General features: G+C 68.4%; 15 protein-coding genes. 6 read left to right on the forward strand and 9 right to left on the reverse strand.

The window, feature by feature from the left end; genetic code table 11:
• Nucleotide 1: 1 nt before the first annotated feature.
• From ACSFA2_RS00220 to ACSFA2_RS00230, 3 genes are read right to left on the reverse strand one after another with little or no spacing between them, the layout of a single operon-like run.
• On the reverse strand, nucleotides 2-775 hold the full coding sequence (locus ACSFA2_RS00220) for an SDR family NAD(P)-dependent oxidoreductase (protein ID WP_435453306.1): 774 nt from the start codon (nucleotides 773-775) through the stop codon (nucleotides 2-4).
• 31 nt (nucleotides 776-806) lie between these two features.
• Entirely contained in the window at nucleotides 807-2,705 is a 1,899-nt protein-coding gene (locus tag ACSFA2_RS00225; RefSeq protein WP_435453307.1) for a feruloyl-CoA synthase, read from the reverse strand.
• A gap of 28 nt (nucleotides 2,706-2,733) precedes the next feature.
• Complete coding sequence (locus ACSFA2_RS00230) at nucleotides 2,734-3,507, reverse strand: crotonase/enoyl-CoA hydratase family protein (protein WP_435453308.1); 774 nt, start codon at nucleotides 3,505-3,507, stop codon at nucleotides 2,734-2,736.
• 101 nt (nucleotides 3,508-3,608) lie between these two features.
• Between ACSFA2_RS00230 and ACSFA2_RS00235 the strand changes: the two genes are divergently transcribed.
• The gene (locus ACSFA2_RS00235) at nucleotides 3,609-4,472 is read left to right on the forward strand and encodes an amidohydrolase family protein (RefSeq protein ID WP_435453309.1); all 864 of its coding nucleotides are present in this window, start codon (nucleotides 3,609-3,611) and stop codon (nucleotides 4,470-4,472) included.
• Nucleotides 4,473-4,496: 24 nt separating this feature from the next.
• On the opposite strand, the gene kefC is transcribed toward ACSFA2_RS00235, so the two are convergent.
• Genes kefC through ACSFA2_RS00255 form a run of 4 tightly spaced genes read right to left on the reverse strand, consistent with a single transcriptional unit; the run spans nucleotide 4,497 to nucleotide 8,273 of the window.
• Nucleotides 4,497-6,326 carry a glutathione-regulated potassium-efflux system protein KefC gene (gene kefC / locus ACSFA2_RS00240; RefSeq protein WP_435453310.1) on the reverse strand — a complete coding sequence of 610 codons (1,830 nt, stop codon included), beginning with the start codon at nucleotides 6,324-6,326 and terminating at the stop codon, nucleotides 4,497-4,499.
• A 1-nt stretch (nucleotide 6,327) separates the two neighbouring features.
• Nucleotides 6,328-7,011, reverse strand: a complete 684-nt coding sequence (kefF, locus tag ACSFA2_RS00245; protein WP_435453311.1) for a glutathione-regulated potassium-efflux system oxidoreductase KefF — start codon at nucleotides 7,009-7,011, stop codon at nucleotides 6,328-6,330.
• A gap of 57 nt (nucleotides 7,012-7,068) precedes the next feature.
• Nucleotides 7,069-7,896, reverse strand: coding sequence for an NHL repeat-containing protein (locus ACSFA2_RS00250; protein WP_435453312.1), 828 nt, complete (start codon nucleotides 7,894-7,896; stop codon nucleotides 7,069-7,071).
• Entirely contained in the window at nucleotides 7,893-8,273 is a 381-nt protein-coding gene (locus tag ACSFA2_RS00255) for a carboxymuconolactone decarboxylase family protein (protein WP_435453313.1), read from the reverse strand. The genes ACSFA2_RS00250 and ACSFA2_RS00255 overlap by 4 nt, the downstream gene beginning before the upstream one ends.
• 88 nt (nucleotides 8,274-8,361) lie before the next feature.
• Here ACSFA2_RS00255 and ACSFA2_RS00260 point away from each other — a divergent pair, with 88 nt between their 5' ends.
• Entirely contained in the window at nucleotides 8,362-9,291 is a 930-nt protein-coding gene (locus ACSFA2_RS00260) for a LysR family transcriptional regulator (protein ID WP_435453314.1), read from the forward strand.
• A gap of 61 nt (nucleotides 9,292-9,352) precedes the next feature.
• Nucleotides 9,353-9,811, forward strand: a complete 459-nt coding sequence (locus ACSFA2_RS00265; RefSeq protein WP_435453315.1) for a MaoC family dehydratase — start codon at nucleotides 9,353-9,355, stop codon at nucleotides 9,809-9,811.
• Here ACSFA2_RS00265 and trmL read toward each other — a convergent pair.
• A complete protein-coding gene (trmL, locus tag ACSFA2_RS00270) occupies nucleotides 9,802-10,269 on the reverse strand; it encodes a tRNA (uridine(34)/cytosine(34)/5-carboxymethylaminomethyluridine(34)-2'-O)-methyltransferase TrmL (protein ID WP_435453316.1) in 468 nt (155 codons plus the stop codon). The genes ACSFA2_RS00265 and trmL overlap by 10 nt on opposite strands.
• Before the next feature lie 13 nt (nucleotides 10,270-10,282).
• Entirely contained in the window at nucleotides 10,283-11,038 is a 756-nt protein-coding gene (locus ACSFA2_RS00275) for a ComF family protein (RefSeq protein ID WP_435453317.1), read from the reverse strand.
• Nucleotides 11,039-11,061: 23 nt separating this feature from the next.
• On the opposite strand from ACSFA2_RS00275, the gene ACSFA2_RS00280 reads away from it, so the two are divergent.
• The 3 genes from ACSFA2_RS00280 to coxB all read left to right on the forward strand — a co-directional run bounded on the left by ACSFA2_RS00280 (nucleotide 11,062) and on the right by coxB (nucleotide 13,835).
• Nucleotides 11,062-11,976 carry a methyltransferase domain-containing protein gene (locus tag ACSFA2_RS00280; protein ID WP_435453318.1) on the forward strand — a complete coding sequence of 305 codons (915 nt, stop codon included), beginning with the start codon at nucleotides 11,062-11,064 and terminating at the stop codon, nucleotides 11,974-11,976.
• 139 nt (nucleotides 11,977-12,115) lie between these two features.
• Nucleotides 12,116-12,592, forward strand: coding sequence for a DUF2244 domain-containing protein (locus ACSFA2_RS00285; RefSeq protein ID WP_435453319.1), 477 nt, complete (start codon nucleotides 12,116-12,118; stop codon nucleotides 12,590-12,592).
• A gap of 61 nt (nucleotides 12,593-12,653) precedes the next feature.
• Complete coding sequence (coxB, locus tag ACSFA2_RS00290) at nucleotides 12,654-13,835, forward strand: cytochrome c oxidase subunit II (RefSeq protein WP_435453320.1); 1,182 nt, start codon at nucleotides 12,654-12,656, stop codon at nucleotides 13,833-13,835.
• Nucleotides 13,836-13,848 lie beyond the last annotated feature (13 nt).

Here is a 13,848-nt window from a genome sequence, read left to right on the forward strand (position 1 = left end):
GTCAGCGTGGCGCCATGCGCAGTGCGCCGTCGAGGCGGATCACCTCGCCGTTGAGGTGCCCGTTGGTCACGATGTGGCAGGCCAGTTCGGCGAACTCCGACGGCTTGCCCAGCCGGGGCGGAAAGGGGATCGATGCCGCCAGCGACTGCTGCACCGGCTCGGGCAGTTCGAGCAGCAGCGGCGTGGCGAAGATGCCCGGCGCCACGGTGCACACGCGGATGCCGTGCTGCGCCAGGTCTCGCGCCATCGGCAATGTCATGCCGACCAGGCCGCCCTTCGACGCGCTGTAGGCCTGCTGGCCGACCTGGCCGTCGAAGGCTGCGACCGAGGCGGTGAACATCATCACGCCGCGCCCTTCGCCATCCTTGCCGTCCAGCGGGTCGAGCTTCGCACAGCGCGCCGCGAACAGCCGGCTCATGTTGTAGGTGCCGATCAGGTTGACCGCGATCACCTTGGAGAAGTCCTCCAGCGGCGCCGCGCTGCCGTCCTTGCCGACGATGCGCTTGGCGCTGCCGATGCCCGCCACGTTCATCAGGATGCGCGCGGGACCGTGCGCCGCGGCGGCGGCCTCAAGCGCGGCCTCGACGCTCGCGGTGTCGGTGATGTCGCAGGCATGGGCGCTGCCACCGATGTCGGCGGCCACCTGCCGTGCGCGTTCGATGTTGCGGTCGAGCACCGCCACCTTCGCGCCAAGCCGGGCCAATTCGCGGGCCGTGGCTTCGCCCAGGCCCGAGGCGCCGCCGGTCACCAGGGCGGCTTGTCCGTCGATCTTCATGGTCTCGTCTCCTTCGTCGGGTCGGTGTGGGTCAATGCCACTGCGGCTTCAGGGTGAAGGGCAGGGCGTCGGTGTGCAGGGCCTGCACCTGCGCATCGCGGTGCTGGAGCACGGCGCGCTGGTTGATGGAGCCCTTGTCGGTGACCTCGCCCTTGTCGATCGACGGCGGCTCGGCCACCAGCGCCGCGCGGGCGATGCGGCTCGCGCTGCCGCTGGCGTCGGCCGCCAGACGGTCGATCACCTTCTGGAAGTGCAGCTGCACCGCCGGGCTTTCCACCACCGCACGCATCGGCGCATCGGCCGGCAGCCCGGCGAGCTCGCGCACCGCCTGTGTGGGGAAGATCAGCGCGCCCACTTCCTTCAGGTTGATGCCGGTGAGCACCGCGTCCTGCACGTAGGGCGCACCGAAGGCGATGATCTTGGCGCGCAGCGGCCCGACGCTCACGAAGGTGCCGGTCGCGAGCTTGAAGTCTTCGGCGATGCGGCCGTCGAAGCGCAGGCCCAGGTGGATGTTGCTCGGATCGATCCAGGTCACGGCGTCGCCGGTGCGGAAGAAGCCTTCCTCGTCGAAGGCGTCGTGCGTGGCCTCGGGCAGGCGCCAGTAGCCCGGCGTCACGTTGGGGCCGCGGTAGCGGATCTCGGTCTTGCCGTCCACCGGCACCAGCTTGATCTCCATGCCGGCCGTCGGCAGGCCCAGGTCGCCGGTTCGCACTTCGGGCCGGGTGATGTACAGGCCGAAGGGGCCGGACTCGGTCATGCCCAGGCCGGTGCCGATCACCAGGCGCTCGCCGAGCTCGGCTTCCTGGATGCGGTGCAGCTCGTCCCACAGCGCCTGCGGCAGGGCGGCACCGGCGTAGAAGAACAGCCGGCAGCGCGACAGCAGCGTCTTGCGCAGGACGGCGTCCTCGGCCATCGCCTGGGCGATGTACTCGAAGCCGGTGGGCACGTTGAAGTAGACGGTGGGCGCGATCTCGCGCAGGTTGCGCAGCGTCTCGGCGATGCCGGCGGGCGTCGGCCGGCCGTCGTCGATGTAGAGCGTGCCGCCGTTGTCCAGCACCAGCCCGACGTTGTGGTTGCCGCCGAAGGTGTGGTTCCAGGGCAGCCAGTCGACCAGCACCGGCGGCTCTTCGCCCAGCGCCGGGATCGACGCGCGCAACTGCGCCTGGTTGGCACACCACATCCGGTGGGTGTTGATGACGGCCTTCGGGTTCTTGGTGGAACCGGAGGTGAAGAGGAACTTGGTGATGGTGCCGGGATGCGTCGCGTGCATCGCGGCTTCGACCGCCGGTGTCGGCTCGGTGGCCATCAGCGTGCTCAGCAGCGTCACCGCCCGGCCCTCGAGGCTGCCGCCGGCGAGCACCACCTCGGCGTCCGGCGGCACCGCGGCGGCGATGGCCGTCGCATAGCGCGTGTCGGTCGCGAACACCAGGCCCGGCGTCAGCGTCGCCATCACGTGGCGCAGCTTCTCGAAGTCCTTGCTGACCAGCGAGTAGGGCGGCGACACCGGGCAGTAGGGGATGCCGACGTAGAGGCAGCCGAGCGCCAGCATCGCGTGTTCGAGGCTGTTCTCGCTCAGCAGCGCCACCGGCCGCTCGGGCGAGAGTCCGCGTTGCAGCAGGGCCTGGCCGATAGCGCGCGCCTTGTGCAGTGCCTCGCGATAGCTGATGCGGACCCAGTCGCCGCTGCTGCCGTCGGCGTTGCGCGCCCGGCGTGCGACGAAGGTGCGATCGGGCGCCACCGCGGCCCAGTGCACCAGGCGCTCGGTCATGCGGTGGGCATAGGCACCGAGCGGCTGGTCGGCCTGCAGGTACTGCACACCGCCTTCGCCTTCGCGCAGTGCCCCCCGGGTGATGCCGAACGCGAGCGGCCGATAGCGGGGTGCGCCAACACCGGCGGCTGCCGTGGTCGGCATGGCGGTTGTCTCCAGCATGTTGTTCTCCTGCGGTGGTGAGGTGGGCTCAGCCCTTGGCGACCTTGGCGGCCTTGCCTTCGAGGAAAGCCTTCACGCGGGCCTTCGCTTCGGGCGAGTCTTGCGCGATGCCGGCCATCAGCGCTTCGGTGAAGTAGCCGTGGTCGGCCGGCTGGTCGGCGATGCGGGGCAGCGCATGCATCAGCGCGTAGTTGGTGAGCGGCGCGTTGGTGGCGATGCGTTGGGCGAGCTCGACCGCCTTGTCCAGCGCCGCGCCCTCGGGCACCAGGTACTGCGCGAAGCCGACGCGCTCGCCGTCTTCGGCGTTGTAGACGCGCCCGGTCATCATCATGTCGGTCATGCGGGCCACGCCGATCAGGCGCGGGATGCGCACCGAGCCGCCGCCGCCCACGAAGATGCCGCGGCTGCCTTCGGGCAAGGCATAGAAGGTGCTCGCGTCGGCCACGCGGATGTGGCAGGCGGTCGCCAGCTCAAGTCCGCCGCCGACCACCGCGCCGTGCAGCGCCGCCACCACCGGCACCGGGCCGTGCTGGATGCTCTCGAGCGCGTCGTGCCACATGCGCGAATGGCGGAGGCCCGCGCCGGCGTCGCGCTCGCTCAGTTCCGACAGGTCGAGCCCGGCGCAGAAGTGCGGGCCTTCGCCGTCGATCACGGCGGCGCGCACCGTGTCCGGCAGATTCTGGAAGGCGTCGCGCAGCGCCAGGATGAGCCCGTCGTTCAGCGCGTTGCGCTTGGCGGGGCGCGTCAGGCGGATGATGGCGATGTCACCCTGGAGATCGATGCAAAGGTCTGTGTTCGTCATGATTGCGTTCCCGAGTTGCATCGATTATGGTTATGAAAAATAACCAATTCAACCGCCGTACGCCCGCCAGCGGTCGGTGTTTACCCGCACGGAGACACAGCATGGACATCGCCAATCTCGTCGCCATCGACACCCACACGCACGCCGAAGTGAGCTGCTGGAACCCCTTCGACAACTACGGCGAGGAATACGACCGCGCGGCCGACAAGTACTTCCGATCGAGCAAGCGCCCGACCATCCAGGAGAGCATCGACTACTACCGCGAACGCAAGATCGGCTTCGTGATGTTCGGCGTCGATGCCGAGAGCAACCTGGGCCGGCGCCGCATCCCGAACGAGGAGATCGCCGAGGCCGCGCAGAAGAACCCCGACGTGATGATCGCGTTCGGCAGCGTCGACCCGCACAAGGGAAGGATGGGCGCACGCGAGGTGCGGCGCCTGATCGAAGAGCACGGCGTGCGCGGCTTCAAGTTCCACCCGACGGTGCAGGGCTACCACCCCTACGACAGGATGGCCTGGCCGCTCTACGAAGTGATCGCCGAGCACAAGCTGCCGGCCATCTTCCACACCGGCCACAGCGGCATCGGCTCGGGCATGCGTTGCGGCGGCGGGCTGCGGCTGGAGTACAGCAACCCGATGCACCTGGACGACGTCGCCATCGACTTCCCTGACATGCAGATCATCATGGCGCACCCCAGCTTCCCCTGGCAGGACGAGGCGCTGTCGGTGGCCACGCACAAGCCCAACGTCTGGATCGACCTGTCGGGCTGGAGCCCGAAGTACTTCCCCAAGCAGCTCGTGCAGTACGCCAACACGCTGCTGAAGGACCGCATCCTGTTCGGCAGCGACTACCCGCTCATCACGCCCGACCGCTGGATGAAGGACTTCCTCGAAGCCGGCTTCAAGCCCGAGGTGATGCCCGGCATCCTGAAGGACAACGCGGTGCGGCTGCTGGGGCTGAAGTAGCCCGGCCCGCGCGCGTTCGGCCGCTCAGTCGTCGCCGCGATCCCAGTCTCCGCGCACGCGCTTTTGCCGCTCCTCGCGTTCCCGCGCCATCTGCTCGGCGAACTGCTGACGGCCTTCCTTCGCCACAGCGATGAACTTCGCGCGGTCCTTGTAATGCGGGTAGGTGTCGGCCGTGAGCTTGATGTTGCGCTGGCGGAACCGCATGGCCGATTCGCGTGCCTCGTGCGCCGGCCAGCCCAGCACCTCGAGCACCGATCGCGCGCTGCGCAGCGACGACTCGAACAGCTCGCGCTCGATGAACTCGACCTGGCGGTCCTGCAACTGGTAGAGGTGGCTGACGTTGCGGGCCCGCGCGACCAGCCGCGCCTGCGGGAAGTGCTCGCGCACCACGTCGACGATCTCGAGCGACTGCTCCACGTCGTCCACCGCCACCACCACGGCGAGCGCGGTCGCCGCGCCGGCGGTACGCAGCACGTCGAGCCGGGTCGCGTCGCCGTAGAACACGCGGAAGCCGAATTCGCGCAGGCCGGCGACGGTGTCGGGGTCGTGGTCGAGCACCGTCACCTGGATGCCCTGCGCGCTGACCAGGCGGCCGATGATCTGGCCGTAGCGGCCGAAGCCGCAGATGAGCACCTTGGGTTCCTGCTGCTCGGAAATCTCTTCCATCGCCGGCGCGCTCGAACGGCTGTAGCGCGGCAGCAGGAACTTGTCGATCAGCACCAGCAGCAGCGGCGAGATCAGCATCGACAGCGCGACCGCGCCGATGAGGAAGGACGCGACGCCGGCCGGCAGCACGTTGGGGCCGGCCGCCTGGAACACCACGAAGGCGAACTCGCCGCCCTGCGCCAGCAGCAGCGTGAAGACGGGGCGCTGCTGGTACGGCACGCCCATCGCCTTGGCCAGGGCGTAGATGACGGCGCACTTCAGCACCAGGAAACCGACCACCACGAGCGCCATCAGCCCGGGCTGCGCCATCAGCACGCCGAAGTCGATGCTCATGCCGACCGCGATGAAGAAGAGGCCGAGCAAGAGGCCCTTGAAGGGCTCGATGTCGGTCTCGAGCTCGCGCCGGTACTCGCTCTCGGCCAGCAGCACGCCGGCGAGGAAGGCGCCGAGCGCCATCGACAGGCCGACCAGCTGCATCAGCGCCGCGATCGCCACCACCAGCAGCAGCGCGGTGGCGGTGAAGATCTCGGGCGTGTTGCTGCGCGCGATCCAGCGCAGCAGCGGGCGCAGCAGCAGCCGGCCGCCCAGCACGATGCCGGCGATCACGCCGACGATCTTGGCGGCCTCGAAGGCGCGCTGCGCGCTGCTGATCGGCTCGTGCGCATCGCCCACGGCCAGCAGGGGCAGCAGCGCGAGGATCGGGATCGCCGCCACGTCCTGGAACAGCAGGATCGAGAAGCCGGCCTGCCCGCTGGCGGTGCGCAGCAGGTTGCGTTCGCCGAAGACCTGCAGCGCGATGGCGGTGGACGACAGCGCCAGGCCCAGCGCCGCGACCAGCGCCACGCGCCAGTTCGCGCCCGCGAGGTAGCCGACAGCGAACAGCACCGCGGCGCAGGCCACGACCTGCGCCGTGCCCCAGCCGAAGATCGGCCGTCGCAGGTTCCACAGGCGTGCGGGTTCGAGTTCGAGGCCGACCAGGAAGAGCATCAGCACCACGCCGAACTCGGCGAAGTGCAGCACCTCCTCGACGCTGGAGACCAGGCCCAGGCCCCAGGGTCCGATGGCGATGCCGGCCGCGAGGTAGCCGATGATGGAGCCGAGGCCGAGCGCCTTGGACAGCGGCACCACCAGCACGGCGGCGCCCAGGTAGATCAGGCTGCTGGTGAGCCAAGCGGGTGCGTGGCCCATGTCAGCCTACCCTCGCTTCACGCCGTGCCTCGGGCAGACTGGCGACTGCGTCGAACGCAAGGGGCGGCCGGTCTTCGGCCGGCACGCTGCAGGTCGGGCAGTCGCCCAGCGCATCGATCTCCGGCCAGTCCGGGTAGCTGGCCAGGCGCTGGGCGAAGGTGTCGATGTGCGCGTCGACTTCCGAAGCGCTCGCGCTGCGCGCGCCGTGCAGAATCAACGGCGGCAGGAAGCGCATGCCGCACAGCACGGCGGTCTGTTCGTAGGGCGGCAGGAAGGCGTCGAAGAAATAGCGGTTGTAGCTCGCTGGGTGGTAGCTGGCCTCGGGGCCGCCGGTGGTGGCCGCCAGCCACAGGTCCTTGCCCGCGAGCGCGCTGCCGCCGGCGCCGTAGGCCCAGCCGTAGCGCAGCACGTCGTCGAGCCAGAGCTTCTGCAGCGGCGGCATCGAATACCACTGGATCGGATGCATCAGCACCAGCAGGTCGGCGCGCGCCAGGCGTTCACGCTCGGCATCGGCATCGATGGCGTAGTCGGGGTAGCTCGCGTAGAGGTCGTTCACCTCGACCCCGTCGACCTCCCGCGCGGCCGCAAGCAGGCGGCGGTTCACCCGCGAATCGCGCCAGTGCGGATGGGCGGCCAGCAGGTAGATGCGCGGTCCCTCGGTTCCAGTGTGTGTTTTTGTCGTCATGCCGCGAACATAGCGCAGCGCGGGCGCTTTTGCGCTGCCGGCACCTTGTCGCCGCGTCTACGGGGTCATGGGGCGGATCCGGAACGCGGCGTTGGCACCCCATGTCGCCACCATCAGGCTGCCATCCGGTGCGAGCGCCAAACCCACCGGGCTGCTCAGCCCATCCGCGATCACCGTGCGAAGGCCTTGGCGGTCGACGCGGCTGACGGTGGTCCCGCCGTAGTCCACCACATAGGCCGCGTCGACGCCCGCCGCAACGATGCCGGGGCCGGGGCTGCGCAGGTCGGCATTGATCGTCCTGGCCTTCGGCCCGCCGGACACCAGGGAGATGCCGCCGGCGATGTTGCTGACCAGCAGATCGCCATTGGGGAGTTCGACCGCGCCGACCGGGGTTTGCAGGCCCTCCGCCGCGACCTCGACCCTCCCGTCGGGGTGCGCGGCAAGAATCTGGTGGGTCCTGCGATTCGCGATCAGCAGGCGACCCCGCGCATCGAAAGACAACCCCGTGGGTGTCGCCAGCCCGCGCACGAAAACAGCCTTGTCGCCATTCGGCGCAAAGCGCCACACCAGGTCTTCGTTGTAGGAAGCGACATACACGTCGCCCTTGGACGAAATGGCCAACCCCGAAGGGCCACTGAGCCCGCTGGCGAAGACGGTCCGCTCGCCCTGGGGGGTGAAGCGCATCACGGTGCCCGCAGACCAGTTCGCCACATAGAGGTTGCCGCCCGTGTCGTAGGCCATGCCGACCGGCGCGCTGAGGCCTTCATGGCTTGCCGTGCGGTCCGGCGTCCACAGGCCAGCCGGTCGCGGCTGGGCCAAGGCAGGCTGAAGCAGCGAAGTCACGATGAGAAGCACCAGGCAGGCAGCATGGAAGATCTGCTTCATGCCGGCGACTCTTGAGAAAAGATCTCTTTGGCCGCAAACAGGCCGTTGAGTGCTGCGGGAAAGCCGGCATAGACGGCCATCTGCATGATGACTTCGACGATCTCCTGCCGAGTGCAGCCGACGTTGCGGGCGCCGTGGATATGCACCTTGAGCTGCGGCGCAGCGTTTCCCATGGCCGTGAGCGCGGCCACCACGGCGAGTTCGCGCACCCTGAGGTCGAGCCCCGGCCTCGAGTAGATGTCGCCGAACGGAAACTCGATGATCAGCCGTGCGAAATCGGGGGCGATGTCTTTCAGGCTTTCGATGACGTTCTCGCCCGCCTGGCCATCGACCTCTTGGAGCTTTGCCCAACCCCGTGCATACCGTTCGTCATTCATGAATTTGCCTTTCGTAGCTGTTGATCGGGGTCACTCTACGAGGGGGTCGCCAACACCTCCAATACCTTTTGTGTGATACCTTTTCGGTATGAATGGCTCGATCGACCTGCGACAGTTCCGGTACTTCCTCGCGGTCAGCGAGGAGCGCCATGTCGGGCGAGCGGCGGCCCGCTTGCACATCTCTCAACCACCGTTGAGCAGGCAGATTCGTCAGCTAGAGGAGCAACTCGGTGTCGAGCTGTTCGTTCGGACCCAAACCGGTGTGACGCTGACACAGGCAGGGGTCGCATTTCTGCCCGAAGTCAGGCGGACGCTGGCGCAGGCACGCAAGGCTGTGGCGGTCGCGAAGGCGGCGCACGGTGCCGAGCGTGGCCAGTTCGTCGTGGGCTACACGACGGTGTTCGATCGAAGCGCCATTCCCGATGTGGCCGAGCCCTTGCAGAATTGCTTTCCAGACTGGCGGATCGTCACCCAGGGCAGACATTCCATCCGCCTTGTGCGCGACATCAAGAATGGCGCGATGGACGTGGCCTTCATCGGGTTGCACACCGAAGCCAGGGGTCTCAAGGTCGAGACAATGCGCGAGGAGCCCGTCATCGTCGCGCTGCCCGCCAGCCACCCCCTGGCGCACAAGCGTCGGCTCGGGTTCGACGACCTTCGCAGGGAGTCGATCTTCCGGTTCGAGCGGCGGCTGAATCCGGGCTTCTACGACCACTGCCAGGCGTTCTTCGAACGGATCGATTTCAAGCCCCGCACGATTGCGGAACCCGACGACCACCATATCCTGCTGGGCCTCATCGCCGAGGGGCGAGGCATCGCGTTCATCTCTGCGTCGCTGCAGAACGTCAAACGCAAAGGTGTTGTCTTTCGACCGCTCAAGGAAGAGGCCCGGGGCCTGACCAGCGGGATCGCCGTCGCCTATGCGCAAGGCCACCCATCGCCCATCCTGGCTCGGTTCCTCGAACTCGTGAGGGCCGAAGCGCAACGGACGCCGCATCCCGGCAAGGCAGCGGCATAGAGTGAGTCCGCTTGCTCCGCAGAAGAACGCCGGTCACATTCGGTGCTAACGTCATGGCGACATGAAAAAGACCTTCCAGACCCTTCAGGATCTGGCCGCCTGCGTCGGCCAGGAAGTCGCGGTCAGCGACTGGATTGACATCACCCAGCCCCAGGTGAACCAGTTCGCCGAGGCCACGGGCGACCACCAGTGGATCCATGTCGACGTGGAACGCGCCACGGCGGGGCCCTTCGGCGCGCCGATCGCGCACGGCTTTCTCACGCTCTCGCTGCTGCCCAAGTTCTACGAGAACGCGTTCGAGGTGATCGAGTCGCGCATGGGCGTGAACTACGGGCTCAACCGCGTGCGCTTCATGGCGCCGGTGCCGGTCGGCAGCCGGCTGCGCGGCCGCATGAAGCTGCTGTCGGCCGACCCGATCGAGGGCGACGGCCTGCAGATGGTCTGGGAAACCACGATCGAGCTCGAAGGCGCGTCCAAGCCGGCCTGTGTGGCCGAGTCGGTGGTGCGGCGCTACCCCTGAGCGAAGCCGTTCTGGCGCCAGGCCTCGAACACCGTCACCGCGACGGCGTTCGACAGGTTCAGGCTGCGCTGGCCCTCGCGCATCGGCAGGCGCAGGCGCTGCGGCGGGTCGAAGCGCTCGCGCAGTTCGGGCGCCAGGCCGCGGGTTTCCGAGCCGAAGACCAGCCAGTCACCCGGCGCGAAGGCCACGTCGTGCACCGGGCGGCTGCCGCGCGTCGTGAGGGCGAACATCCGGTCTGCTGCTGGCGCCTCGGCTTCGAGCAGCGCGGCCCAGCTGGCGTGGCGCCGCACCTCGGCGTACTCGTGGTAGTCGAGGCCGGCGCGGCGCAGCAGCTTGTCGTCCATCGAGAAACCCAGCGGCTCGACCAGGTGCAGCGTACAGCCGGTGTTGGCCGCCAGGCGGATCACGTTGCCGGTGTTCGGGGGGATCTCGGGCTCGACTAGGACGATATGGAACATTGCCCGATTCTCGCTAATGGCCGCCGTGTCCCTGGTGCCCGTCGTGCGGCGGATCGGTGCGGGCCAGCACCAGCGCGGTGACGCGCGCGGCGCCGGCCGTCTTCAGCACCTGGGCGGCGGTGAAGACCGAGGCACCGCTGGTCATCACGTCGTCGACCAGCAGGACGTGGCGGCCGTGCACCGCCGCCGCGCGCAGCGGCTCCAGGGCGAAGGCACCGCGCAGGTTGCGCAGCCGCTCGGCGCGCCCGAGGCCGCTCTGGGCGGGCGTGTCGCGCGTGCGCAGCAGCAGCGTGGCGTCGGTCTTGCCGGGCGCCAGCCGACACGCCAGTTCGAGCGCCTGGTTGAAGCCGCGTTGGCGCAGCCGCGCGGTCGACAGCGGCATCGGCAGCACGAGGTCGGCGTGCTCCACCGCGGGCTCGGCCCACGGCATGCTGCGCATCAGCGTCGCGAACGGCGTGGCCCAGCCGGCGTGGCCCTGGAACTTGAACTCGCCGATCGGGCCGGGCCAGGGCCAGGCATAGGTGCAGGCGGCCAGGCAGGCGTCCAGCGGCGGCGGGTGGCGCACGCAGTCGCCGCAGCGCGCCACGCCGGCAGGCACGGGCAGGGCGCAGGTCGTGCAGCGCGGCGTCGGCGGGGCGAAGCGCGCCACGCAGGCGTCGCACACCGGTTGCGAGGGCCAGGCGCGGCAGACCGCGCACTGGCTGGGCAGGCGGTCGAGGAGGGACGAGAAAAGGGACGGAAAAGCCCGTGCGGCCGAGCCCAGGTGCATGGCTCAATATACTGAGCTTCCCCATGTCCACCGATCCCGTTCAGCGCCCGCCGACCATCGATCCACCGGCCGCCGCACGCTGGGCCGGCCTGCCACCGAACGCCGCATCGCCCTGGCTGCACGAGGAGGTCGGGCGGCGCATGGAAGATAGGCTGCAGTGGATCACCGCCCGGCCCAAGCGCTGGGCCGACTGGTCGCCGCTGCGCGGCGGGCGGGACGCCCATGCGCTGGTCGCGCGGCGCTACGGCCAGGCCGTGCCCTACGTGATCGAGCCGTCCGATGCGCTCGCCGCGCCCACGGCCGAGGCGCTGGGCGCGCCCTGGTGGAGCGCACGGCGCTGGCAGGGTGCCCGCGCCCGCTTCGATGCACCGCCGGAGGAGGGTGTCGACCTGCTGTGGGCCAACATGGCCCTGCACATGGCGGCCGATCCGCAGGCACTGATCGCGACCTGGCACCGGCACCTGGCCACCGACGGCTTCCTGATGTTCTCCTGTCTCGGGCCGGACACCCTCGCCGAATTGCGCACGCTGTACGCGCGGCTGGGCTGGCCGCCGGCCTGCCACCAGTTCACCGACATGCACGACTGGGGCGACATGCTGGTGGGCGCCGGCTTCGCCGAGCCGATCATGGACATGGAGCGCATCGTGCTGACCTGGGCCACGCCCGAGGCCGCGCTGGCCGAGCTGCGCGACCTCGGGCGCAACCTGCACCCCGGGCGCTTCCCCGGCCTGCGGGGGCGGCACTGGCAGGGCGAACTGCGTGCGGCACTGGCGGCCTCGGCCACACCGGCCGAACCCGGCAGCCCGCCCCGGATCTCGATGACCTTCGAGATCATCTACGGCCATGCCTTCAAGCCGCCGCCGCGCGTCGCGCTGTCCGGCGAAAGCGCCGTTTCGCTGCGTCAGATGCGCGAGATGCTGCAACGGGGGCGACCTTGATCCGGGTCAATGCCTGCAACCGAACCGCTACAATCCGCCGCTGCGTGAACTCCCGGGGCTTTTCCCGCGATCGGCACCTGTCGGGCCCTGGTAATTCGGGCTCGGCGTGTGTCGATGAACCGATCTGCCGAACTCGTCCGTGTCGAATTTCGTGTTTCGTTTTGCCACCGTCTCAGGCCAGAGCATCCACTGGTTCCTGAAGCGCAACTGTTCGGTCACGCCGAGCCAGTTGGGGTGGCTCTACGCGTCGCTGTGCGTGATCTCGCTCGGCGTCGGCACGGTGTTCTGGCTGCATGGCGCACCGATGGTGCTGCCGTTCGCCTGGATCGAGCTCGTGGCGGTCGGCTTCGCCTTCGTGCTGTACGCCCGGCATGCGACCGACGGAGAGCGGATCGCATTGCAGGGTGGGCGGCTGGTGGTCGAACTGGAAAACGGCGGGCACTACGAGCGCACGGAATTTTTGCCGCACCAGGTGCGGATCGAACCTCAGGCCGGCGACCGTTCGCTGATCGAGGTGTCGGGGCAGGGTCGGTCGGTCAAGGTGGGGCGCTATGTACGCCCCGAATTGCGGGCGGCGCTGGCACGCGAGATTCGGATGGCACTGCGTGGCGCCTGAGTGGCATGCGGCCAGCGAGGCAGACCGCTGGGTTCAACGGACACATGAAAAAGTAAACACGATGAAGAGCAATTGGCGCACGAAGTTCAAGCCCGCACAGGTGTTGCTGGCAGCCGGCACAGCCTTCAGCGGCATGGCCCATGCCGTTCAGGACCTGCCGGGCGGTCCGACGGTGCGTCAGCTCAACATGCCGGTCGGCGTGACCAAGATCGCACAGGAGCAGCACTTCCTGCACACGGTCATGATGATCCTGTGCACCGTGATCTTCATCGCCGTGTTCGCGGTCATGTTCTATTCGATCTGGAAGCACCGCAAGTCGGTCGGCCACAAGGCGGCCAACTTCCATGAATCGGTGGTGGTCGAAGTCATCTGGACCATCGTGCCCTTCCTCATCGTCATCCTGATGGCGCTGCCGGCCACCAAGGTGCTGGTCGCCCAGAAAGACACCACCAACGCCGACCTCACCGTCAAGGCCACGGGCTACCAGTGGAAGTGGGGCTACGACTACATCAAGGGCGAGGGCGAAGGCCTGGGCTTCATCTCCACGCTCGACAGCTCGCACCGCGCCATGTCCGACGCGGGCGCCAAGGGCGAGATTCCCGTCGATTACCTCTTCAAGGTCGACAACCCGCTGGTGGTGCCGGTCGACAAGAAGATCCGCGTCATCACGACGGCCAACGACGTGATCCATGCCTTCGCCGTGCCGCAGTTCGGCATCAAGCAGGACGCGATTCCCGGCTTCGTGCGCGACACCTGGTTCCGCGCCGAGAAGGTCGGCGACTACTACGGCCAGTGCCAGGAACTGTGCGGCAAGGAACACGCGTACATGCCGATCCACGTGAAGGTGGTTTCGGCCGCCGACTACACGGCCTGGGTCGACACCAAGCGCAAGGAAGCCGCCGCCAAGCAGGACGATCCGAACAAGGTCTGGGCGCTGCCCGAGATCATGGCCCGCGGCGAGAAGGTCTATGCCGCCAACTGCGCCGCCTGCCACCAGGCCAACGGCAAGGGCGCCGGCCCGATCAAGCCGCTCGACGGCTCTGCCAAGGTGCTCGATGCCAACCACGCGGTTCAGATCGACGTGCTGCTCAAGGGTCAGAACAATGGCGCGATGCCGGCCTGGAAACAACTGAGCGACACCGATCTCGCCGCCGTGGCCAGCTTCACCAAGAACAGCTGGTCGAACAAGACCGGCCAGCTGGTGCAGCCGGCCGAGGTCAAGGCCGAACGGGCCAAGCTGTAAAAGAGGCCGCAGG

The sequence above is a fragment of the Variovorax cryoconiti genome, from assembly GCF_051216395.1.
GTDB lineage: Bacteria > Pseudomonadota > Gammaproteobacteria > Burkholderiales > Burkholderiaceae_C > Variovorax.

Bases quoted from the DNA above. Each gene is read 5' to 3' on its own strand.
- ACSFA2_RS00255 (WP_435453313.1), bottom strand. From the start codon at position 8,273: ATGAATGACGAACGGTATGCACGGGGTTGGGCAAAGCTCCAAGAGGTC.
- ACSFA2_RS00280 (WP_435453318.1), top strand. From the start codon at position 11,062: ATGTCCACCGATCCCGTTCAGCGCCCGCCGACCATCGATCCACCGGCC.
- kefF (WP_435453311.1), bottom strand. From the start codon at position 7,011: ATGACGACAAAAACACACACTGGAACCGAGGGACCGCGCATCTACCTG.
- ACSFA2_RS00220 (WP_435453306.1), bottom strand. From the start codon at position 775: ATGAAGATCGACGGACAAGCCGCCCTGGTGACCGGCGGCGCCTCGGGC.
- ACSFA2_RS00265 (WP_435453315.1), top strand. From the start codon at position 9,353: ATGAAAAAGACCTTCCAGACCCTTCAGGATCTGGCCGCCTGCGTCGGC.
- ACSFA2_RS00250 (WP_435453312.1), bottom strand. From the start codon at position 7,896: ATGAAGCAGATCTTCCATGCTGCCTGCCTGGTGCTTCTCATCGTGACT.
- kefC (WP_435453310.1), bottom strand. From the start codon at position 6,326: ATGGGCCACGCACCCGCTTGGCTCACCAGCAGCCTGATCTACCTGGGC.
- ACSFA2_RS00260 (WP_435453314.1), top strand. From the start codon at position 8,362: ATGAATGGCTCGATCGACCTGCGACAGTTCCGGTACTTCCTCGCGGTC.
- coxB (WP_435453320.1), top strand. From the start codon at position 12,654: ATGAAGAGCAATTGGCGCACGAAGTTCAAGCCCGCACAGGTGTTGCTG.
- ACSFA2_RS00225 (WP_435453307.1), bottom strand. From the start codon at position 2,705: ATGCTGGAGACAACCGCCATGCCGACCACGGCAGCCGCCGGTGTTGGC.
- ACSFA2_RS00235 (WP_435453309.1), top strand. From the start codon at position 3,609: ATGGACATCGCCAATCTCGTCGCCATCGACACCCACACGCACGCCGAA.
- ACSFA2_RS00230 (WP_435453308.1), bottom strand. From the start codon at position 3,507: ATGACGAACACAGACCTTTGCATCGATCTCCAGGGTGACATCGCCATC.
- ACSFA2_RS00275 (WP_435453317.1), bottom strand. From the start codon at position 11,038: ATGCACCTGGGCTCGGCCGCACGGGCTTTTCCGTCCCTTTTCTCGTCC.
- trmL (WP_435453316.1), bottom strand. From the start codon at position 10,269: ATGTTCCATATCGTCCTAGTCGAGCCCGAGATCCCCCCGAACACCGGC.